19 protein-coding genes are annotated in these 22,108 nt (G+C 44.4%); 1 reads left to right on the forward strand and 18 read right to left on the reverse strand.

What is annotated here, in order from left to right; all coding sequences use genetic code 11:
- Positions 1-110 precede the first annotated feature (110 nt).
- On the reverse strand, positions 111-1,160 hold the full coding sequence (locus ACJJI0_RS06905) for an HAD family hydrolase (RefSeq protein WP_444885269.1): 1,050 nt from the start codon (positions 1,158-1,160) through the stop codon (positions 111-113).
- Between the two features lie 207 nt (positions 1,161-1,367).
- Between ACJJI0_RS06905 and ACJJI0_RS06910 the strand changes: the two genes are divergently transcribed.
- The gene (locus ACJJI0_RS06910) at positions 1,368-3,578 is read left to right on the forward strand and encodes a tetratricopeptide repeat protein (protein WP_444885270.1); all 2,211 of its coding nucleotides are present in this window, start codon (positions 1,368-1,370) and stop codon (positions 3,576-3,578) included.
- Between the two features lie 50 nt (positions 3,579-3,628).
- On the opposite strand, the gene ACJJI0_RS06915 is transcribed toward ACJJI0_RS06910, so the two are convergent.
- From ACJJI0_RS06915 to ACJJI0_RS06995, 17 genes are all read right to left on the reverse strand, one after another.
- On the reverse strand, positions 3,629-4,978 hold the full coding sequence (locus tag ACJJI0_RS06915) for a hypothetical protein (protein WP_444885271.1): 1,350 nt from the start codon (positions 4,976-4,978) through the stop codon (positions 3,629-3,631).
- A gap of 18 nt (positions 4,979-4,996) precedes the next feature.
- Complete coding sequence (locus ACJJI0_RS06920) at positions 4,997-5,740, reverse strand: outer membrane lipoprotein-sorting protein (RefSeq protein ID WP_444885272.1); 744 nt, start codon at positions 5,738-5,740, stop codon at positions 4,997-4,999.
- 37 nt (positions 5,741-5,777) lie between these two features.
- Positions 5,778-7,007, reverse strand: a complete 1,230-nt coding sequence (locus ACJJI0_RS06925; RefSeq protein WP_444885273.1) for an ABC transporter permease — start codon at positions 7,005-7,007, stop codon at positions 5,778-5,780.
- Between the two features lie 2 nt (positions 7,008-7,009).
- Positions 7,010-7,714, reverse strand: a complete 705-nt coding sequence (locus tag ACJJI0_RS06930; protein WP_444885274.1) for a hypothetical protein — start codon at positions 7,712-7,714, stop codon at positions 7,010-7,012.
- Positions 7,711-8,445: an ABC transporter ATP-binding protein gene (locus ACJJI0_RS06935; protein ID WP_444885275.1), complete on the reverse strand. Its 735-nt coding sequence runs from the start codon at positions 8,443-8,445 to the stop codon at positions 7,711-7,713. Before ACJJI0_RS06935 ends, ACJJI0_RS06930 begins: the two co-directional genes overlap by 4 nt.
- Entirely contained in the window at positions 8,445-9,179 is a 735-nt protein-coding gene (locus ACJJI0_RS06940; protein ID WP_444885276.1) for a tetratricopeptide repeat protein, read from the reverse strand. Before ACJJI0_RS06940 ends, ACJJI0_RS06935 begins: the two co-directional genes overlap by 1 nt.
- 21 nt (positions 9,180-9,200) lie before the next feature.
- Positions 9,201-9,455 carry an acyl carrier protein gene (locus tag ACJJI0_RS06945; protein ID WP_252085543.1) on the reverse strand — a complete coding sequence of 85 codons (255 nt, stop codon included), beginning with the start codon at positions 9,453-9,455 and terminating at the stop codon, positions 9,201-9,203.
- Between the two features lie 2 nt (positions 9,456-9,457).
- Positions 9,458-10,594, reverse strand: a complete 1,137-nt coding sequence (locus ACJJI0_RS06950) for a hypothetical protein (protein WP_444885277.1) — start codon at positions 10,592-10,594, stop codon at positions 9,458-9,460.
- Positions 10,591-11,505 (reverse strand): alpha/beta hydrolase, encoded by a 915-nt coding sequence (locus ACJJI0_RS06955; protein WP_252085541.1) that lies wholly within the window; start codon positions 11,503-11,505, stop codon positions 10,591-10,593. Before ACJJI0_RS06955 ends, ACJJI0_RS06950 begins: the two co-directional genes overlap by 4 nt.
- The gene (locus tag ACJJI0_RS06960; protein ID WP_444885278.1) at positions 11,502-13,469 is read right to left on the reverse strand and encodes an NAD(P)/FAD-dependent oxidoreductase; all 1,968 of its coding nucleotides are present in this window, start codon (positions 13,467-13,469) and stop codon (positions 11,502-11,504) included. Before ACJJI0_RS06960 ends, ACJJI0_RS06955 begins: the two co-directional genes overlap by 4 nt.
- Positions 13,469-15,322: an acyl-CoA dehydrogenase family protein gene (locus tag ACJJI0_RS06965; protein ID WP_444885279.1), complete on the reverse strand. Its 1,854-nt coding sequence runs from the start codon at positions 15,320-15,322 to the stop codon at positions 13,469-13,471. Before ACJJI0_RS06965 ends, ACJJI0_RS06960 begins: the two co-directional genes overlap by 1 nt.
- On the reverse strand, positions 15,315-16,334 hold the full coding sequence (locus tag ACJJI0_RS06970) for a hypothetical protein (protein WP_252085538.1): 1,020 nt from the start codon (positions 16,332-16,334) through the stop codon (positions 15,315-15,317). The genes ACJJI0_RS06965 and ACJJI0_RS06970 overlap by 8 nt, the downstream gene beginning before the upstream one ends.
- A 1-nt stretch (position 16,335) precedes the next feature.
- Positions 16,336-16,863, reverse strand: coding sequence for a hypothetical protein (locus ACJJI0_RS06975; RefSeq protein WP_252085537.1), 528 nt, complete (start codon positions 16,861-16,863; stop codon positions 16,336-16,338).
- On the reverse strand, positions 16,860-17,696 hold the full coding sequence (locus tag ACJJI0_RS06980) for a hypothetical protein (protein ID WP_444885280.1): 837 nt from the start codon (positions 17,694-17,696) through the stop codon (positions 16,860-16,862). Before ACJJI0_RS06980 ends, ACJJI0_RS06975 begins: the two co-directional genes overlap by 4 nt.
- On the reverse strand, positions 17,693-18,733 hold the full coding sequence (locus ACJJI0_RS06985; RefSeq protein ID WP_252085535.1) for a hypothetical protein: 1,041 nt from the start codon (positions 18,731-18,733) through the stop codon (positions 17,693-17,695). Before ACJJI0_RS06985 ends, ACJJI0_RS06980 begins: the two co-directional genes overlap by 4 nt.
- Positions 18,734-18,736: 3 nt before the next feature.
- Positions 18,737-19,885: a type III PLP-dependent enzyme domain-containing protein gene (locus ACJJI0_RS06990; protein WP_444885281.1), complete on the reverse strand. Its 1,149-nt coding sequence runs from the start codon at positions 19,883-19,885 to the stop codon at positions 18,737-18,739.
- Positions 19,886-20,035: 150 nt separating this feature from the next.
- Positions 20,036-21,505 (reverse strand): class I adenylate-forming enzyme family protein, encoded by a 1,470-nt coding sequence (locus ACJJI0_RS06995; RefSeq protein WP_444885282.1) that lies wholly within the window; start codon positions 21,503-21,505, stop codon positions 20,036-20,038.
- Positions 21,506-22,108: the final 603 nt, after the last annotated feature.

Consider the following 22,108-nt stretch of genomic DNA (forward strand, 5'->3'; position numbering starts at 1 on the left):
AAATTCACGCTTTTTAGGAAGGGCAATACAACAAGATTAGACAAACTTGTTTAAAGCGTTCATTAGAGAAGGTTTTGCGGCAATGAATTTAAAGGCATGAAAGATGGATGTTAACCACCATCTTCAACCGGTGTTTCAGATATTTCCTTTTCAGGTGTGGTGACTTTAGACTGAGGAAAAACCACTGCCCAATCTTTTGCCATATCTACAACCGTCCACCCATAGAGTTTGGCAGCTTTTAAAGCCTTATCCAGGTGCCCTACCTTAGAGCCACTATCATAAGACCACTCCCTCTTACTGTCGGTATGGTGAACTAACATGCCAAAACGAGGCCCTTTACCGGAAGTAGACCACTCCAACATCTGCAAATCACCGTCTGAATTTCCAGCAACAAAAATTGGGCGGAACCCTATAACCTGGCTTATGCCAATAGGCTTACCTACACCATCATTCACGAAGTCAAGTTTATCCATTGTAATGATTTGAGGATGACCATTATTATCTTCATACCGTAATTTAAAACGGCTACCAATAACCTGTTCCGGCGGGATACCGTAGAAGCTCACTGAGAGTGCCCTAATGAAATCAACTCCACCACCTGAAGATATATAGGTTTTAAAGCCATTTGCACGCAGGTACTCCAGCAATTCATGCATCGGCTGATAAACCATATTTCGATAAGGCTTTCCCGTAAGGGGGTTTTTGGCGGCAGTAAGCCAGGAATTTACAACCTTATTAAATTCCGTATCTGTCATACCTGTTTGAGTCGCACTGATTATTTTTAACCTATCCGCTTTGCTGAGGGTCAATAAGCTGTGAAAATCTTCTTTTAGAATGGAGGCAAAAGGTTGCTCCTTCTGCCACTTCGGGTGCTCAGGTGCCAATCGCATAATCTCGTCTATCGCAAAAAGTAACTGAACGTAAGCAGGCTTTTCCGCCCACAAAGTGCCATCGTTATCGAATACAGCGATACGTAGCTCTGGAGGAACAAAGTCGGAACTGCCTTCTTGCGTCACTTTTTTTACAAAACTTATGATGTCAGATTTTGTTGACGTATTATTCCATGATGGAAGATCTGCACTCACACCCGTGCTGGAAAAAAAAATATTTATCAGAAGCAGCAAGCAAAAAACTGTCAATTTTCTTTGAGAGAAAGCCATTAGGTTAAGAGACTCAAGTAAACATGGATTGCTTGAAGTGGCACACAATGAACTAATCTTGGCTTGTCAAAGCCAGATCAATCCAACAGAAAAGTCAATAAAACTAAATATATGATAAATATAGCTGGAAAAATTTACATAATTTTCATTGTTCTCGTTCTATTACCACTAGCTGGATGTGGCGGGCATAAGAATGAAAAATCCGAAATGGGTAAAACTGATGAAAACGAATCTATCTTAACCACTACCCATCAGATAAATCATTCGAAGAAAGAGCACGTAACATATACCGGTTCAGCATCCTGCCAAAACTGCCACCAAAAAGAAAGCACTGCCTGGAAAGACTCCCATCACGCGCAAGCCATGATGCCAGCCAGTGAAGACACTGTCCTCGGCAACTTCGATGGAACCACCTTTGACCACGGCGGAGTAACTACAACCTTTTACAAGCGCAAAGGAAATTTTTTTGTCGAGACCGAAGGAACTGAAGGTGTTCTAGAAAAATTCCCCATTTCATACACTTTTGGGGTAACTCCTCTCCAGCAATACTTGATTCAATTTCCCGGCGGGAGGCTACAGGCGCTCAGTATCGCTTGGGATAACCGCCCAGCAGTAGATGGTGGTCAACGCTGGTTCCATTTATACCCGAATGAAAAGATCGAACATACAGACTACCTACACTGGAGTGGTATTAATCAAAACTGGAACTTTATGTGTGCGGATTGCCACTCTACTAATCTACAAAAAAATTACGATCTTCAAACTGATACATTTCAAACCAGTTGGTCTGAGATAAATATCGCTTGTGAATCCTGTCATGGGCCCGCCTCCAAGCATCTTGAATGGGCTCAGAATCAACAACAGAGCCTTCAAAATTTTGGCTTTACTCATGAATTACAGAGGATAAATACAAACCAGTGGAAAATGAACCTTGAAACTGGAATAGCCTCAAGCAAATCAACCAAGGTCGCCAAAGAAGTACAAACTTGTGCACAATGCCATTCCAGGCGCGCGACATTCTCACCTGGCGCAACTGCTGGGAGTAAATTTTTGGATCACTATAACCTCGCCCTGCTACAACCACCTCTCTATCATGCGGATGGTCAAATTAACGAAGAGGTCTATGTCTATGGCTCTTTTTTACAAAGTAAAATGTATAGCGCAGGCGTCACCTGTAGCAATTGTCATGAGCCCCATAGTTTACAGTTACGTAGCAGTGGCGACGGGGTTTGTGCCCAGTGCCATCTATCTGAGAAGTTCGCTCAAACCGATCATCATCTTCACCCAATAAACAGCCCCGGATCGCGATGTATCAATTGTCATATGCCAGCAAAGAACTTTATGCAGGTAGATAGCCGCCGCGATCACAGTTTTCGCATCCCCCGTCCAGACCTTTCAGATCAATTAAAAACACCAAATGCCTGTATCAATTGCCATAAGAATCAAAGCAATCAGTGGGCTGCTGAAGTTCTGCGCAAGCGATTTGGTCCAGCAGAGACAAAACACTTTGGCGAGGCTTTATACGCAGGCCTCACAGGAGCATGGGATGCAGAGAAGAAACTAAGTAAATTGATCCATGACCGAGAACAGCCAGCAATCGCCAGAGCAACCGCTATAACCTTACTGACGGAAAACCTCACCCGCAATTCTGTTCAATTATTGCAATCCATAGCACAAAGCGATGAACCACTACTCAGTCTGGCACTGGCACAGTCATTAGATAGAATACCGGAGCAATTACGACCTGCCCTGGGAATACCTCTACTCTACGAGCGAGAACGCGTCACCCGCTCTTTGGCCGCCAATGCTCTAGCAACCTTACCCCTGGGAAATTACCCTGCTCAGGTTCGCCAGCAATTTTCTCTGGCACTTCAGGAATATATAACCTCAGAATTGTTTAACAGTGATCGACCAGAATCCTTATCCAACTTGGCGGGTCTACATCAACAGAGTGATAACTCTCAGCAAGCAGAAGTATTCTATCATCGAGCTATAAGTAAAGCGCCCTATTACACAGCTGCATACATTAATCTGGCAGACCTTTATCGAATAAAGGGAAAAGAGAAAAGTGCAGAAGAAGTGCTGCGAAACGCTCTGGATAAAGCAGAGAGAAAGGCAGCAATACAATACTCCTTAGGGCTATCATTAATACGACAGAAACGCCACTCAGAGGCTATCGGTTATCTCAAACAAGCCTCTGAGGCTAAACAGACTGATAGCCGCTATATATATGTTTATGCGATCGCACTACACTCCGCCGGCAACTCTACACAAGCCCTGGCAACGCTTGAGAAGGGGCTTGAGCAATTCCCTTCCTCAATAGATATCCTTCGGGCTTTAATCTCCATTAATCGGGAATCCGGCAACCTGGAGAGAGCAAAAAAATATGAAAACTTCCTTGCTGGAAGCGATCAGTAGTCCCAAAAGCCTTCTATTGTTTTAGTTGAAGCTAAACAATTAGTAGATTACTAAAAATCGTAATATAAACTTAAGCGGAGCAAGTGCTCATTCGGAATTAGGCCAAACTCACAGCTCTCACAGCCACTAAACACTTGGGCCTGAAGTCTAGTGCTGAAATGCTCTGTCCAATTTTGGATTAATTCCAAGTTATGATACTGGCTCTGATCATCAATGTTATATTGAATACTCTGACGATACTGAAACTTGCGTTCAATCCGGGTGTTACCCCACATAAAAAACAAATACTCCCGGCGCAACTGCCCCACCGATAACAGCTCATAGCTATCAATCAGGAAATTAAAGGCAGCTGGCGCCTGAACAGACAGTAAACCTTGCTTGGCAAGATCCACTTGTTCGATAACCTGGTCCCACTCTTCTGACTCATACCCATGTTCGTTGTATAGATATTCTGCCGTAATATCCCAGCCGCCTTTAAGGCTTATCTGAGCACCTAGCACTGCTTTTAGGTAACCGTGATCCTGTAGACCTCCATAGGAGATATCACTAGCCACTGGCAGCTCGCGCTGATGTTCCCAAGCCCCCTCAAATCGTAGAGTAATATTATCACGTGCCAATGCACTCAAACCCAGGGCCGTATTCAGTTCTCCACCGTCCAACTGGTGTACTACTAACCTGGTATCCAGATCTCCCTCCCTATTCAGAACCAATGCATATTGATACTCGTGGTCAGCAAACGGATGGTCCAGCTTCCGATCCAGATTATCTTCCACTTCAGCAATGTAGATACCCGCGTTCCAGTCACCGTAGCGAAGATCCAGATGCGCCATATCCCAACCCTGTTGTTGAGTCAGATCATCTGTATCCAGATTTGGTCGGTCATAGACAGGCTTGAGTAAGTTGGCAGGGGACCAATTGTAACCATTACTCCACTGAGGTTTGATCCTGCCAATATTAATACCCAGTCTCCGGTTAGATGTGTACGAAGATAAGTAGCCCTCCAATAAGTAGGCATTGAACTCTTCTGAAGAGGCGCCACCGTCATCCACCTTATAGTCTTGAATAAAGGCTAGGCGAGTAAAAGTAGAAAAGTGTGGCCCCGATAAAAACTGACTACTGAAATCCAGTGCTAGCAAAGATTCTCTTTCACCAAATTGTAGATTTCCAGGGTTAAAATACTGGTCTTCCCGCACGCTATTCTGCTGCTGATAGGCAATAGCGGAAATATCATAATTCCAATAATAACCACTTTCCCTATTACTGGATGAAAGATCTTGTGATTTAGAACTTTCAGAGAGCTCATTAGAGAAAGGGTCTTTATACTCTTGTGCACTAGCTAAAGCAGCTGAGGCAGAGACACTTAAGATTATGGCCAGTTTATGCTGGGTTAAATTTGGCATCGCCATGGTCTTTCTATATTAATTCAGCTTACCCAATGAAGCCTTCTGGAAAATAGCCTGATCCAATTCCTTGAGATGGTAATCATCGAATTTCATCCAGGTGTAGTTTTCCTGCAACAAGGCATCCACGAGAAGGAGCTTATGTAATTTCAATTCATCGCCAAAGGTTTTATATTCTTTGTAAAAAGCTGTTTTCAGTAGGCGATCTGACCGGGAATAGAATTCACTCTTAAAGGGTGGGTTTCCTTCTGTCTTTTCCATCCACACTTTCACTTTTGCATAAGCCACACCGGAAGCCGTTGAAGTTAACTCCAACAACCAGTAATCCTGCCCTTCGAGGGTTTCTTCTCCAATAATTTCTGCACGATAGTCTCTGGAGAAATTAGTCCCAACAACATCTCCATTACTGGTTTCCCCGATCAGCCGCTGAGACGGTGCAATACGAATAACTCGGCGAGTTCCGGGAATATAGAGCCACATATTGTTACCTTCCTTTAACATGGCCCTCCCCTTTTCACGGGCGGGAGATTCAAAGTGAATCAAAGATTTATCGTTAAACACTTTAACACTGAGCGTATTAGTTCGAGGTTCTTTATCTTTCTTATAGCTGATATTAGTAATATTAAAAATAAATCCTTGATCCTTATACCCCCTAACTTCATCTAATCGATTCACCAGGGATTCAGCCGTTACCTCAGCCACTGCTGGCACGACTAGGGAGAATAAAAACCCAACAAAAAAAATAAAACGGCTTCTTTTCATCTTTTTACCCTACACCTATAAACCTATTGCATTACCATCAAGTGAATCTCAACGCATTCACTACCGGTATTCTGGAAGCCTTTACTGCTGGATAAACACTAGAAATTAAGGAGACCAAAAAACCCAAGGCAAAGGTTTTGATAAGAATTTCATTAACCACAAATACCCTTATCGGGTAATCCTGAGTACTGCCCGGCGGCCGCGGCATCATCCATTCGGCATAAGTAATGCCCTTTGCCGCAAGAATTCCGATAAGCAATCCTAAGACGCTACCGATAATACCTAAAAACACAGACTCTAAAAGAATTAAGCCAACTACCTGCGTAGGTGTCCCGCCCATGGCTCGAATAGTCCCGATCTCTCGGGTGCGCTCCATCACAGCCATCAACATGGTATTGGATATGCTTAGAGCTACAATCACCAGGACAATTACGGTGATAAAACCAAACACTCCATTAAATAGGCCAACAACCTGATGATAATAAGCCGCCAAGTCCCACCAGCTTCTTAATTCCAGCCCTAGATTCTGTTGCTTAAATGCCTTACGCAAGGCGTCTACAGCCAGATCGGTTTGTTCAGTTTCTTCAAGCAATACAACCAGCCGGGTTAGATCCGAGGTATAAAGTAATTCCTGCGCAAGTGGCAAATTGACTCTGAGTAAGCGATCATCTAATTCCTTCACGCCAGTGGTCACCACACCGGCTATCTGAATGTCTACCGCATTTATTGCTCCATCCTGGGTGCTTGCAAGCAATGTTAGGTAGTCCCCTACCTGAGCGTCCAGGGAGTTGAACAACCCCTCTCCCAAATGCGCAGCAGCAACATCCTCAGGAAATAGATCTTCACCTTCTACAATATGGATTGCAGAGGAAAGTAGTACCTCTTTTTCAGCATCGATACCAATACCCGATATTGCAATTGACTGCTTCCCATCACTCAGAAGACCATTAAAATTCAGTCGCGGTGCAACAACCAAAGCCTGGCTCTTCTCTTCAATTAGCTGGGTAATCTGCTCTAAGCTGGCAGAGGGAATCAGGTACTTTTCTGGCTCGGCTTTACCATATTGGTTGTAGCCATCGGCATAAATCTGGATATGCCCTAGCTGCGAGCGAATCATGCTTTCACGCATGCCATCGTACATGGACTGAACAAAACCACCGAACACAATCAAGCTGGTACAGCCAAAAATAACCGCCGCAAGGGTGATTATACTGCGTCGACCGTTTCTAAGAATATTTAACAGCGCTACCTTCCAACCCAGAGTCATAACTAAAGTTTCTCCAGGGCCAGGCGAGATTTTTTCGCCCACTCGGTTTCTGAAGCTGTCAACCTTGTCCAGAGTTCTCTGGCTTTATCTGCCTGATCATTACGTTCATAGGCCTGTGCAAGGTAGTAGTCGACAAATGCCTGGAACTCATCACCGTACTTACCACCAATTTTTTGTTGAACTAACTCCAGGTCTTCTACTGCATAGCGGGCCCGTTTCAAGAAGGCCGGCATATTTGCGCAGCTGATGCCCCTCTGCAATCTTGCCCCAAGATTGAAAGGGGCCTGCTTTACTGCCCTATCCATCATGCGATTTCCCCGCCTTGAAAATAAGGATAGCTTTGCCAATTGATCGAGATAGAAACTAGATCGAAAGGAAATTGCCGATCCTAGAGCGGCACTCAACTCTGGATCATTGTTCAGCGTGCTCTTCAATTTGGTCATTTTTTGTTCCAGGGATTCCACTTGTTCAACTCGTGTATCCCCTGAGGAAGTCAGCAATGCCAATTCGGCCAAATACGCAATTTTCTTTTGTTCTGGTGTGGATTCTTCATTTAAATCTTCAACCAGGCGAACTCTCTCGAGGTTAGAAGAGGGGATCTCTGAAGGGGGTATGTACTCCTCGGCAATCACCTTTGGAAGGCTGACAAACAGAAAAAAGAAAACTGTAAGTACCTTCAGAAAATCCTGTGTGTTAAGTATTTTCATACCTCAACCCCCGAACTTGTAATACTGGATCTATCATACCCACTGGCCAGAACGTCACCACTAAGGCGATCACTCACTAACTCTCCATCCAAAATAGTAATCACTCTGGATGCCAGGCTAGTTACATAATCGTCATGTGTTGAAATAACAAAGGTTATGCCCTGCTCTCTATTCAACTTCTGTATCAGCGCCATGATCGTTTCTGAGGTTTTCGAGTCCAGATTTGCCGTAGGCTCATCTGCTAATACAATATCAGGCCGTGTGACAATCGCCCTGGCTATAGCTACCCGCTGCATCTGCCCCCCCGATAACTGGGTTGGTCTTTGCCCAACCTGTTTTTCAAGGCCTACATCTTTCAGTGCCTGCAGAGCCCTTGCTTTGGCATCCTTCACTCCCCTGAGAGTCAGTGGATACATCACATTTTCCAGGGCAGTAAGCACTGGTATCAAATTAAAGGACTGAAATACAATGCCAATGTGCCGGTTTCGGAATTTTGAACGCTTGTGCTCTCCCAATTTACCGATATTGACACCGCCAACCTGAACAGTGCCGGAATCGCACTGATCAAGAGCCGACAAAATATTAAGCAAAGTACTCTTACCACTACCGCTAGGCCCCTTCACAGCGAGAAATTCGCCTTTTCCCAAGGAAAGAGTGATATCTTTTAGGGCGTCTACCCAGATATCACCCATAGCATAGCGTTTGGATACATTGCGCAATTCAACCAACATTAGGCTTCGCCCAAAGTAATAACCATTTGACTCAACTGCTCACAGGCATCCAGCATGGTAGAAGGACATTCAGCCAAACTTTCTGCTTTCTGGTAATAATCCAGAGCTATATTAAGTTCATTACTATTATCCAACCCTTTAATCCTGTAGGCATTAGCGAGAGCCAGATACACAAGTTGTTTGACTTCCCCAGGTAAAGCATCATTATCTTTTTCTATCAGAGCTATGAACCAGTCTTCATCTTCAAACACTCTGTCAAAGTGACCGCTAACTTCACCAACAAAAGAAAAAGTGAGCAGCCGAACCAGTCGCACATTAAAGTCAGAGCTAGCTTGTAGCGCCGCTTCATCCACTTGATTCATCGCTTGACGCAGACGATAAAGTTTATACAACCCCATGGCCGGATCGAACATGGCACCAGCCAACTTACCTTCATTGGAAAAATAGGCTGCTTTAATCAGCATATTTTCAGGATCTTGTTGGTAGGCGGTAGCCAGTAAATTATCCGCTCTATCTATTTCATTGTGGTAGCTGTACAGCTGCCCAAGTTGCAACATTAATTCAGGGTCAGATTGATTCTGATCCAGCTCAGCTGTCAGAAACTCCAATTGTTCAAATTCAGTTTTGCTATAGTCTATCTTTTTGAAGTCAATGGGAGCAGCCCCTGAAAACCAGGCAATAATGTTACCAATCAGAAGACTACTTATTAATATTGTTAGCATTTTCTTAAACATGGGCTACCCCCTAAAAAAGATTTAAATCTCAGCTGAATTTTCGAGCAACTGTGTATCCATTTCCTTTAGGGTAGTGTGCTCATCAAAAACCAGATTTTCTGGGCTCATCACACCAGGATAAAGCTGTTCACAAATCAATATCACTTCAACAATATTGAGTGAATCCACACCCAACTCAGCAATAGGGGTATCCGCATCAACAGAATCAACATTCAGCATAAGAGCGATCTGCTCACAGAGTTCCTGTACTTTGCTCTCTACGACTGCTGTAGACATACCTAATCTCCAGTTACATTACCAACTTTCAAGGGATAGAATCGCAACAAATAATCTAGGGTCAAAGCATATATACATACATGCTGCTCACCTTCAGAGTATTTCTGTTGCCGCTTAATAATCTTGGCGCTAATCATAGGGGGTATAAAAAACCAGATACGTGAAAGCCATCGGTTTCCGTAAAAAAACACCCTCTGAAAAGACTCATAAACATTAACTATAGGGTTGTCATCCAAAGAGAAAATTTGATTCAGGCCACCCTTTTCTTTCAAATTACTCTCGTCGACAAGCCTGACCTCCTTACCTAACTCTGCAGCCAGAATATTCAGGTGAAAAAGAATAAAAGGATGATACAAATACTCTGCCAGGTAGACATCCCTATCCTGTTCCTTACCAGAAGCTTCCCAGCTCGATTCAAGCTGATCATTAATCTCTCTAACATAGTTTTTCAGATCAATACCTTCAACCTTTCTGGACTTGTGCGCCGCTTTAAAGATATCTGACCTTTGACGATTAAACCCAAATTTTCGCGGCAGGCTATTTTTACTAATTTCGCACAAAAGCTCTTCACAAGCTTCTACTTGCTCAAACACTTGAGCAAAGAACACATGATCGAAAGGTGTAAATAATTGTGAAGCCACCTTGGGGAGAAGATTGTATAAGGCCTCCCCTCTACTTTGAGGCTTTACCAAAGCAGCTTTCAAATTAGGTTCTGTAGCAAGAGTATCATCCAGCCAGATTAATGACTCAGCTGTGATTGTCACCTCATCACCCGGAAAAATCATTCTGACATTTTCCAGCAGGCTTTTTCTTTCAGTAGGAAAACCGAAATATTCAAGCTCAACCAAATAGTTCAGATCGACTTTATCTGCACCTACGGCCAAAAATGAAGACAATTTCGCACTGATGAACAGTTGCTCATTCAGGGTAAAGTAATACAGGGGCAAATTGAACAAATCTGCAACTTTAATGTGAAAGCAATTGCGATCACTTCTCTGGATAACACCCTTATGCTTAACCCCTGATGTACTCAATAATTTTTTATATTTATCGGGGTATAAGTCCAACACAGAGAACTCCGCACCCACTGCTAGTGTTACAGGCTTTACCCCAGAAATATCATAAACCATTTGTTTCACAAAGCAGCCTCCAATCGCCTCTCTACCACCTTATCGAGCCAGCTGGAGATCGGTTTAGCCGAAGCTGAGATAGCTGACATATGGGTAGCATTCGGAATCTCAGTTAAATAGGATTCTACTTTAGGTGAGATATACCAATTCATTACCGTATATAAGGTATGTGCATCGACTACTTCATCGTACTGGCCCACGGTGATATGACACGGGATATCAATACTGGCGAATAGATCGGTATATCTCTTAATAGTGTAAGCACTAAGTAAGTTGAAGCTACAATCAAGTACCCTACCCTGATTACCAGCAGCTGAACCTACTGGAGGGAAGCTTAAAACAGGCATCCGCCTGAATGCAGGAATAAGCATCGCCAGCCAATATTTCCAAAGATTTATTTTGGGCAAATTTTGCTGCTCTGGGCCCGCCATTGGTCTGCTGTGTCGCCGTTTACGAAAATAGCGGATAAAGTACTCAAGTCCTGAAGTGGCAATATCATACTTTCGAGTTTCTTCTGCCTGGGTTAGCGGTGGTGCTATAGCAAAAAAACCCACGATGTCCTTGGTACCATATATTCCGAGGTATCTCAGAGAGGCAAGGGAGCCGGCGCTATGCCCACCGAGTACAAAACGGCGAACTCCTCTCTCCTTGAGGTGCGCTATCAGATCCTGCAGATCATCCTGCAATTGGTTCGGATAATCCAGATCTCCAGGACGCCCCTCACTTTTCCCATGCCCTCGCCAATCCGGTAAGCAAATGGACATTCCCTGTTTGTGTAGCATTCGCCCAAACATTAAATACCACTGACTGCTAAAAGTGCTGCCGTGCATACATATGAGCGCGGTCTCTGTATCTTCTGCTGGCAGCCAGCGAAATGCCAGATTCTTACTATCACGCGCTTTGAAAAACTCTTGAATCACACCGCCTCCACTACAGGACTTTCTGAGGCTTGTTGATCCATTCCCATAGCTTTTCTCTGATCAATTACAGAATCCATAATACTGTCGGGTTGGCTACGTGCAAACGCCAAGAAAACCGGTACCATACCTGGCATCGCAATGTATTCCTGATTTTGAGACCAGAGCGATTTGGCTTTTTTAGCGAGCTTGTCAAGCTCATCTATAGTTAGCTCTCCCGAAGAATCCTTAATTTCCAGCGCTTCCGTATGGAAAGAGTCTTCCGTCACTCTAACTTGAACAGGGCGCTCCGCCTCATCTGAGAGTATTTCTGAGAATTTTTCAGAAATTTTCTCCAGCAACCACCCCTTATCGGCAGTGCTTAAATTGGGCCTCCCCAATAAATCCGGCAACAATATACTTTGCTGAACTACCATTTTGTTAGCTAGCCCAGGGAAATCCAATTTGGCCTCAATCACCTTGAGAAATATCTCAACCCACAGCTTTACCCTTAAATCAATGCGCCAACCATCCCGACCAGCAGTGCCCATCAGGTAGACAAAATACTTGTAATGATCCGCTCCAGACTCAAAAAATCCTTCATCATTCCTACGGTAATAACGATCTTCCGATTTAAGAACTTTCGCGGTATCTATCAACTGCCTCTGTAATATAAGCTCCAATGCCATATAACCTCGGCGCAGGTAACTTTTACGCTGCCAGTACTCCTGATCCAGGTAGCTGCCTGACATATAGTCCCAGGCGATTTCAAGAAAATAAGCAGCAGTGTTGTATGCCAACAGAGGTGAGCAGAGCTCAGCAGAATCAATAACCGGGTATACATTGGCCACATGAGCATAGAGGCCTTGATAAAACTCTTTTACGGTCTGGTTCGCAATGGCTAGCTCCTGATTCAGTATATTCTGGGCTTTGTCTCTATCAGGTTCAGCGAGATCCATCAGGATATATTTACAGATATGATCATTAAATAAAGCGATCATATCGCCACCACCACTGAACAGGGGATCAAGAAACATGGAGGCAAAACCAGAGGTGGCCCAACGATCGGGGAAAATAAATTCATCCGCACGATAGGCAAGCTGCCCCCAAGCTTCAAAATCCACCAGCTCAGCGCCATCTAACAATTCTGAAATTGCCTGATAATTCATCAGGAAATCCAGGAAGCTTTCACGCTTGGTGGGTGGTTTTTCAAACTTATCCTTTTCACCGACAATTCCGACACTGGTATAGCCACCACTCAGTGGAATAAACCACACCCAATAGCCATCTCCGGAAAAATGATTGGTAGATAAGAAGCGGCCAAAAGCCCGTTTTCTCCAAGATTCATCTCCCATGGAGTCAATATCCCGGATATTCTTGAAGCGTCCCCAGGAAGAGAAGTGCTCGGGTACATTCTCCTGGCGTGTTAACTTTTTATGTTTCTTTGCAAAGCGATTGCGCCCACTACAATCCACCAACCAGCGGGCTGCAATCTCAGTCTTGCAATCAGCCACAGACAGCTGAACGGAATGACGGTTATCGTCAGACTCAATACTGAGGCCCTTGGCTTTCACACCCATCAGAACTTGAATACCATCTTCCCGGTTCATTTCAACCAGGTCCGCCTCCAAGCGAGCTCTATCCAGCTGGAAAGCTGGATGAGGCGGAATACTAGTAGTTCCGTGCTCACTCATTTCGGTTAGAGACAAGCTGTGATCAGGTTTATCAAAGAAAAAGCGCAAACCGTTTTTCGGAAGGTGGTTCCTATAGAGATAATTAACCAAGCCCAACTGCTTCATAAAGTAATGGCCGGTCATCTCAACAGTAGCTTCCCCCACTTTTGCACGGAAACTATCACTGGCTTCTACAACCAAAATGGAAACATCCTGGTCACCGCGTCTAATTTGCCGAGCCAGAGTCAACCCGGCCCAGCCACCGCCAATGATGACAACGTCATATTCTTTTTGTATTTGATCGAAAGCATTCATCACAGCGATTCCACCCCAGTGAGAAGAGAGTCCCATACGGGAGAGTCAACCTGACAAAATGAATCATGATCCTGAATAATGTCCATCACCATCTTGGTTCTGGGTAATTCATTCCTGATAAAGAATTTAGCGCTAGTGACCTTGGACTCGTAGAAAGCTTTATCCCCCTCTCCTTTACTCAGGCGACTGGATGCACTACAGGCAGCTTCTAACAACAACCAGGCAAGAGTAATGTCCCCCATCATGTGCAGAATACGAGTACTGTAAGCCGGAATTTTGAACATCTCTTTGGTCCTGACCCACACATGTACGGTTTTCAGGACAGTCTCCAAGTGCTTAAAGGATTCTTGAAGGCGGCTAAATTCGATTTTGAAATTGGGGAAATCACCCTCTCTACTAATAAATGATTCAAACTCACTCTTATAAATTTGAAACAGCTTGCTGGAGTTGCCCAGCCCTAACTTATCTCGGATAAGATCCTGGCTCTGGATATAATTAGTTCCTTCCCAAATGGCGAGTACCTTGATATCCCGAGCATACTGCTCAATACCCAATTCTTTCAGGTAACCCTGGCCACCACAGGTCTGAATGGCCAGTTCACAAATGCGCCATGCCTGATCACTGATATAGGCTTTCACCACAGGAGTCAGCAGGTTTACCAGCCCCTGATGATAGGTAGCCTCAGTTTTCTTAGCCTCATCCCCCTCGAATGTCTTGAGTAAGCTTTCAGATAGGGTCAGCTTGGCAATCAAGGCCCTGCAGCCCTCAACCTTGGATTTCATTTCCAGTAACATGCGCTGCACATCTACATGCTCAACAATATTGACCCTGCTTGCCGTAGCGCTGAAGCTTTCATGAAAACGTTTACCCTGAATGCGTTTACTGGCATAGGCTAGAGCGTTGTAGTAAGCCGAGGAAGCCATTCCCAGGGCATAAACCCCTGTGCTAATTCTTGCCTGATTCATCAGGGTCAAGAACTGCAATAATCCAACATTTTCCCGATCACCTAGTAAATATGCACGGCATTGGCCATTCTTGCCGAAGGTAAGGTGAGTATTGGCACAACCTTTAAAACCCATTTTGTCAGCAAGGGAGATACATTCAACATGATTAAACTCTCCTAGGCTGCCATCTTCTTCAACCCAGTATTTGGGTACGATAAAGCAAGACAAGCCATAGGTTCCCGAGCCACTCTTCTCCCCTCTACCCATCACAAAGTACAAGGTATTATCTGTTAGGTCGTGCATACCAGCACTGATTAGGTACTTTTCGCCGGTGAGTAAATAGGTACCGTCTGCTTGCCGCGCGGCCTTGGTATCGACCAGGGAAACATCACTGCCAGCCTGTGGCTCAGTCAAACAAAGGCAAGAAGTCCACTCAGAAGTAGCCAATTTGTCCTTAAATAGTGCTTTTTGAATTTCTGAACCATATTTTTCTACCAGGGTAGAAGATGGCAAACAAAAACCACCATAGGTCATAAAGCTGGGGTTGGCCCCCATAAACATTTCTAACAGCATTTGCATTATAAAGGGCGGAAGATCGGTTACCTGACCGCCACTGCTAGAAGATAAGTCTCCCCATTCCTCTTTAAAACGACTCCACATCTCCGGAAAAGAGGAAGGCAGCTGTACCTTGCCATCAACCAAGTGGCAACTTTGTTCATCAGCCTCTTGATAACCTGGTCCCAATACCTCAGTAGCAAATTTTTTCGCACGCTGCAGAACATCATCTACGATTTCAGCAGAGCAATCACTATAGCGTGGGTGCTCAAATAGTGTTTTGGCCTGATGAAACTGGTCTTCAATAAGAAATTTAAATTCCCGCAAATCAGACTTATAGATATTTCTACCCATGTTTGGCTCCTTGATTTTCCAAGAGTGACCGCCAGCTGCCGGAACCCAGCACCCAGTGAAATATTTGATTATGTCTTCCCCGGTATTTTTTCTGGGGATAAATCATGGCGCCGCGAACATGAGGAAGGTGATCCTGGCCGTATGCATCTTCGAGACTTTGTGCTGCATTAAAACCCTGATAAGCCTCTTCAAGAGAAACGGTCTCTGTGTTCACCAGACGGGAAAGCAGCTGTCCATTTGCTTGTGGGGTTCTGTGTACCCGGAGGCAACCAGCCCTACCACCGCCACCAAGAGTGATTATCCAGAGACCTTCAATTTCGTCTCTCAAACAATATTTATCAATCTCCGCAAGAGGCTTAATACTAAGATAGTGAAGCCCATCAAGCTCAACACTAGGCAGCCAATGAGTTTTATCCTCATGAGAAAAGCCTTTCAGCAATCCTTTCGCCCAGCGAGATTGAATATCAAAGGACACTACACGGCAGGAATTGTCCAGATCAGTCGCCATTAATTTCTTGAGGTTTTGCACCAGCTCAGGCGCCCCATTGAGTGATGGCGCTTGCGATAAAATATCACAACTGGAAATTTGGCATAAACTCCGTTCGTGGTAATGCCTACATAACCAGGAAACTGCCACTCCTGTAATCACATCCAAACCGTCCTGCCCAGGCTTTATTCCTATACCCAGGGCATCCAGGCATTCCTGCTGCCGCTCTTTACCCAGCTCTAAATTTATAACTAGGGCGTCTTCTTCATGACGTTTGGAATAACTTAAAAGCGCAGCATGAAAACTGGTACATGCACTACCTACAAATTGAATGTTATGCCCAGCCTCTTCCAGCTGAACTAGAAACTCAACAACCGGCCGCTCCAGTAACACATTAGCCTCGCCGGCTGAAACGATATATACAAGCTCTGGGATATAATCCAATCCCGAAAGGTAATGGTTTAGGGAGTTCAACAGTTGCTCTGTTTCCCCTTTATGATCAACCCAGAGGCTTCTTATATACATTTTATGCGGTTCCTTCCCTGGCCATTTTTTCAATGGCACCAAAACCTAATTCCAATAATTTTTCAGAGTATAAAGAAACTAATTTTTCACAGTTCTCTGTAGCAGATATCCTGATGTGAATACTATTATTGCCTGCTTCCAGAGGGTGTCGTACCAAGTTATCCTCAATAACCAGATACGGTTTGCCCTCCCTTTGTAAGATATATTCCTCAGCCTGAATATCCTGCAACATTAAGACCCGCTCATGTAGAAATACTTTTGGCATTCTTCCACCAGCAGGCATCTGCATTCTCATCAAGATTGTTTCGATCAAAACCCCAGATTGATCCAAGCACTCCAATAGCTCAACCAAGAGTTGATAGTGCTCAGCAAAGCTTAAAAGTACTGGAGTTGTACCCACCGGTAACTGAGAAATTGCTAGAAAATCAGATTCACCTTTCAAGGGCAATGTCTGGGCTGCGCAGAGTTTAGGGGTTTGCGGATAGGGATTGCGCAGTAACCTACTGGAAAGCTCTATCACTTTACTCATACCGCCTCCGCCAAGTAAAAAGTGCTACCCTGGTCAACCCTAACTTCAGCCGTACAGTAATAGCCATTGAGAGCAATAGAACATACCAATAGCTTCTCTTCCTCTTGGAATCTACCCTCAACTCCGTGGCTAATAATGTTTAACCAGGGATCACTACCAAAACAGTGCCCCCACCTTTCATGAAGATCGGGAAGCTGCTGGAAACTACTGAGTAAACGGGTAAATATTTGTCGTATGTTTTCTGGGAAAAATGGCAAAGATAAAGTTAGATCCTTCCCAGCACTGGCCATCTTTCTGATAATTGTTGCAAACTCTGGTGTTGTGTTATAGGTAACCGCACAACCGGCTGTAATATCTTCCACTCTGAATGAGTCGACTTCCAAGAGCAATGTGCATAAACCAAAGCCGCTCTTGCCCCAATTTTCATTACTCTGCCAAAAGCTTAAATCCAGCACATTGGCATCCAGAATACTGACTAGTACATAACGTACAGCTGGATTTTGTCGCAAGTAATAGCGCAGGCTATAACCCCAGGATGCACACTCATAAGTGTTCACAAAACTGGTCACAGGAATACTTGGTCGATTTTTCAGAGAGTTTAAATCGTCCGTATTAACGGCCCCAGTCGTAAAAGGTAGCTCAATCATGGTTGAACAAAGAAAGTGTCGGTTAATCTCAGCCCTTACCTCCTCTGGAATAACCTCTGTTACACGAGCACTCTGTTCAGATATAATTTCACCGATTTGTGCGAAGGCTTCTTGCAAGCCTCCACTCTCTGCAAAAGTAATATTTTCTATGGGGGTAAATGCCGCTGACTTCAGGTATAAGCTCATAGCCGATGCCCTTTCGCCTTACTATAAATCTCGAAAAAGCAGCGGTAGGAACTTCCTTCCATCTTGGTAAACGCCAGCAAATCCCGCTGGCGAGTTTTGCTTTGTACCTTACCCGAAGATACCAAGTGCAAAAGTAATTCGTTACTGGCAAATTTTGTTGCCAGCACTCTATTCACACTATGCATTGAGAAGATGGTGGCCGAGGTTTGCTCATTACAGAGATAAATCAGATACTCGACAATCTCCTGATCCGCAACAGACAACTCAACCTCCCCTTGATCTCGTAACCAAAGCACAAAGTGCATCAGAGACTTCACAAAACGGGGACGCACAAGTGTCAGGAAGCGATTAACACTCCCTAGACCACCTTTGCTAAGCAGCATCTCTTTAGTAACTGGGACACGACCACGGCAGTTCCCCAGTTGCAGCTTGCCATCCAGGAAGGGCTCACCAACAGATGACTGCTTCAATTCGGCACAGAGTTCAGGAGGCAGCATCAATGTAACTGGGAATGGCCTTGCTGCCTGTTTGGCAACAACCATGGCAAACCCTAGCTTTTGTGCCTCTATACCATGAATTTTATTGATATTAAGCTGCAAAACACCATCATCATCCTGTATCTCAGTCTTCCAGCTCTGCAGGCTTGGGCCACCGGGGTCTGTCATCAAGAAGTGACCAAAAATCCCCTGCTCCACCCAGTTATTCACTTGAGCCAGCTGATCTTCAGTCGCCGTCAGACTCATCATGATGGAACCAAACAGTCCTATCATTTCATGGAAATGGTGGGCCAACCCCTCATCACGCACCTTGTCAATAATTTGATCAATAACAAAAGTTTGTTCAAATTGTTCTAGTGGCTGCTTGACCGATGGCTCTCGAAGAGGGGCAGGCTCTGTCAGAGGGTCTTCAATGATCATTGAAGCGTCGAACAGACGCACACAGGCCTCCTCAAGAAGCCCTTGCAGTGAAGCTGGCACTGGAGAAACGGAAGAAAGCTGATTGATTACAAAGCTGCCGGCAATAGATTGCAGTTCCATAAGTTACTCCATGAGGTAGGATTTAGCAGAAGGTAAACTCAGGAATGGAGCAACGGTATAGCTCGCGTTATAGGCTCCACAATTGCTGAAAACAGCCAAGTCGCCAGGCTGTACAGGCCCGCCTTTTATTTCACCGATCACATCTTCCTTGTTACAGGAAGTACCTACCAGCAAACAGCTCTCTGTACTGCTCTCAAATTCCAATATTTCATCGCCACGCAATATCAGTGGCTGACTGAAGCGTTTAAAAGTACTTTCCGTTTTCGCTAAAAGAAAGTTCTGCGCCATGCCGCCATCACAGATTCCGTACTGCTGCCCTTCTATCGATTTCACGTAGCGAATCTGAGTTACAAAATATCCCGCACTGGCAACCAGAGCACGCCCACTTTCGTGGGCGATTTTTATGTGAGAGGGAAATTCACCAAGTAATTCCCTATATTGTTCAAAATTAAAATCAATACTTTCCCAATCCAGATCAAAGCCACCGCCAAGGTTAACTAAATCAATGGCATAGCCGAGCTGCCTCTCAAATTTCTCAACTATTTGCAAAGCTGCTTGTGCAGTATTAAAAGCGAGCTTTGCGAAATTATAGGATCCTCGGAACACATGGAATCCAGCAACTTTCAACTCATGTTTTTTACAGAATGCCAAGGCTGTTTCAACATCACTCCAACCAAAGCCAAAGTGGTCTCTTCTCGTGGTTACCGGAGCCTTCTCAAATTGATCCAAGGTACTGGGGTTCAAACGAAGTATCAGCGGATTAATCGGACGCTTCCCCTGAAACTCCTTAACGATTTCTAACTGGGATAGATTATCGATCACCAGTGTGCACTTACTTGCAATTGCCGCTCTGAGGAAACTTTTATCTGCGGAAGGGTTATTGATATAGCGAGGGCTTTCACCTCGAGGGAGAAGATTCAACTCCCCCACAGAGGCAATTTCAACTCCATCTTCAAAAACATGACCACTACGTACGACAAGATCAAGGCAGCTATTCGCCTTTAGGGAATATATGAGAGATGTTCCCAGGCGGCCTTTCAGTTTTTGGTAGTTATCGGCAATATCTTTTAGGGAGTAGACATAGCACGGTGTTGAAAAGTGTTGCCTTTGCTGGCTCAGCTGGGCAACGAGCTTTTCCAATGAAGCTTTCATGATATCACCAGGATAAATTTAAATTCATTCTTATATAGGGCACAAATATTTCAGCCGTATTTACGACTTACCGGTCTGAAATATTATTTATTAATAAGCTAGTACGCTGCCCGCCGACCAAATAGTCTCAGTATTTCCAACTGAGAAAACTTATGCTTGAAGCTCTTGTTCAAGTTTTTTCTTATCAATTTTGCCGTTTGCTGTTAGGTCGATTGATTCAACAAATCGCACTTCCCTCGGAGTGTAATCAGCATCCAGATTCTCTTTCAACCACACTTTGAGCTGCTGTTGATTTTCGGGCGTGTTTTCCTGCAGTTCAACTACACAAACCGCAACCTCATTTTGAAACTTATCTAAAGAACCGAGCACTACACTGAGGTGTACCAACGGGCATGTATCAATTACGGCTTCCAAATCTTTGGGGAAAAGGCAAAAACCTGCTTGCTTGATCAGATCCTTGGAGCGCCCCCTGAAGTAATAGAAACCCTCCTGGTCCCGACTAAATAAATCGCCAGTAGCAAGCCAGTTATCATCCCGGTACAGACCATTAAAGATTTGTGCCCCCCCTTGAGCACAGGGATCGTAATATGCCTGCATAACTCCGGAGCCACGCACGAAAAGCTCACCAATTTCATTGACCTCGGCCTCTTTATAGGCGTTGGTACCGGCATCCATTAGAAAAATTCGAGCATCTAGGCCGGGAATAGGCTTACCCACAGACCCCATCTTCTGCTCCCAAAGCTCCGGTTCCAGATAAAGGGCCCTTTTACACTCAGTGAGACCATACATTGAGAAAACATCGAGCGCCGGACAATATTCTTTCCAAGTGCGAATGACATACTCAGGTAGGTGCCCACCAGTATTGGTTAAAGCGCGAAGTACAGAAAGATCAGGTTTTACCAGTGTCAAAAGTTTCGCCAAGGCAGCCCCCATCGCCGGAACAATGGGTAACACTGAAATTTTCTGATCAGATATTACTTTCAAAGCATGAAGAGGGTTGAAGGTTTTATCGTAAAGAATTGTTGAGCACCCCGTTTTGAGGGCAAACAACACCTGGTATAAACCGTAATCAAATGACAATGGTGAAAGGCAGAGTATGCGATCCGTCTCAGCCAAGCGAAGATACTGCGAGAGTGAATCCAGAGAAGTAAGCACATTCTGGTGGGTGAGCATTATGCCCTTTGGCTTACCGGTACTTCCCGAGGTATAGATAATGAGGGCCAGGTCAACACCTGTCACCCTGACAGGTGTGCTGAGTTCAAATAATCGCTGCTGCGGTCGATAAGTAGCCAGCGAAATAACTTTTTCATCTTCCACAATGGCCTTGGCATTGCAGTCGCTTGCTATTGCACTCACTGCGGATTGTGAGGCATCACCCTTGACGGGAACCACCACCAAACCGAGGTGCCAGGCCGCCAACATTGTTGCCACTGTAGGAATATCGTTTTGCGCTCTGATTACCAGCCTGTCTCCATGGACCAACGGAGTATCGGCCAACTGCAAAAGAGACAGAGCCATCTCACAGCATTGATTTGATAAGTTTTCCCCAGTCAGATTTTCAAGGCTTCCACTCCAGAAGCCACTAATAACCCTATCGAACAGGTCGGCAAGCGAGAACATCATTAGTCCAAATATTTTTTTTAAAAATTATTCTATAGCTCCCGACTTCCCCCCAAAAAAGAAACTGGAGCTACCTAGATGGCACGATCATTTTATAAAGTGAGCTCTCCATAATGACAAGCATTATCTTGAAATCCTGTGATGAAGTTTTCATTCCGGCTCATGCAGTTCAGGAAAGTCATAATTTCCTAAATTTTTTTTATGTTGACTTTTGATTATTATTGAACAGGACATTCAGCAGAAAAATAATTTTATTGGTGAGCAGCAAAGGAAAACTATTTTTTAGTGACACCTTGAATTCCGCAAATCAGTTATTAATGTGCAAATTATTTCCATTATTAATGGGGTTTATCTCTAAAGTATCTCGCCACTCCCAATAGCCACATGAACAACCTAAACCTTTAAAATTGACATTATATCTTTAAGTTGTTGACCTTTTGTTACATTAAACATCTAACAAAAAAATTATTTACTGTGCTTCTCGGCATTAAATACATCAGGTACCACGAGCTCAAAACCAACACAACCATTCCAGTGCGTTCTTTGAGGAGTTATTGGCGACACTTCCATCAGGCTAATGGCCAAACCCTCAACAAGAATTGG

Source organism: Microbulbifer mixtoriginis (SeqCode), assembly GCF_052466695.1.

Coding starts and splice junctions, on each gene's coding strand:
- ACJJI0_RS06905 (WP_444885269.1), bottom strand. CDS start 1,160: ATGGCTTTCTCTCAAAGAAAATTGACAGTTTTTTGCTTGCTGCTTCTG.
- ACJJI0_RS06910 (WP_444885270.1), top strand. CDS start 1,368: ATGGGTAAAACTGATGAAAACGAATCTATCTTAACCACTACCCATCAG.
- ACJJI0_RS06915 (WP_444885271.1), bottom strand. CDS start 4,978: ATGCCAAATTTAACCCAGCATAAACTGGCCATAATCTTAAGTGTCTCT.
- ACJJI0_RS06920 (WP_444885272.1), bottom strand. CDS start 5,740: ATGAAAAGAAGCCGTTTTATTTTTTTTGTTGGGTTTTTATTCTCCCTA.
- ACJJI0_RS06925 (WP_444885273.1), bottom strand. CDS start 7,007: ATGACTCTGGGTTGGAAGGTAGCGCTGTTAAATATTCTTAGAAACGGT.
- ACJJI0_RS06930 (WP_444885274.1), bottom strand. CDS start 7,714: ATGAAAATACTTAACACACAGGATTTTCTGAAGGTACTTACAGTTTTC.
- ACJJI0_RS06935 (WP_444885275.1), bottom strand. CDS start 8,445: ATGTTGGTTGAATTGCGCAATGTATCCAAACGCTATGCTATGGGTGAT.
- ACJJI0_RS06940 (WP_444885276.1), bottom strand. CDS start 9,179: ATGTTTAAGAAAATGCTAACAATATTAATAAGTAGTCTTCTGATTGGT.
- ACJJI0_RS06945 (WP_252085543.1), bottom strand. CDS start 9,455: ATGTCTACAGCAGTCGTAGAGAGCAAAGTACAGGAACTCTGTGAGCAG.
- ACJJI0_RS06960 (WP_444885278.1), bottom strand. CDS start 13,469: ATGAATGCTTTCGATCAAATACAAAAAGAATATGACGTTGTCATCATT.
- ACJJI0_RS06965 (WP_444885279.1), bottom strand. CDS start 15,322: ATGGGTAGAAATATCTATAAGTCTGATTTGCGGGAATTTAAATTTCTT.
- ACJJI0_RS06970 (WP_252085538.1), bottom strand. CDS start 16,334: ATGTATATAAGAAGCCTCTGGGTTGATCATAAAGGGGAAACAGAGCAA.
- ACJJI0_RS06975 (WP_252085537.1), bottom strand. CDS start 16,863: ATGAGTAAAGTGATAGAGCTTTCCAGTAGGTTACTGCGCAATCCCTAT.
- ACJJI0_RS06980 (WP_444885280.1), bottom strand. CDS start 17,696: ATGAGCTTATACCTGAAGTCAGCGGCATTTACCCCCATAGAAAATATT.
- ACJJI0_RS06985 (WP_252085535.1), bottom strand. CDS start 18,733: ATGGAACTGCAATCTATTGCCGGCAGCTTTGTAATCAATCAGCTTTCT.
- ACJJI0_RS06990 (WP_444885281.1), bottom strand. CDS start 19,885: ATGAAAGCTTCATTGGAAAAGCTCGTTGCCCAGCTGAGCCAGCAAAGG.
- ACJJI0_RS06995 (WP_444885282.1), bottom strand. CDS start 21,505: ATGTTCTCGCTTGCCGACCTGTTCGATAGGGTTATTAGTGGCTTCTGG.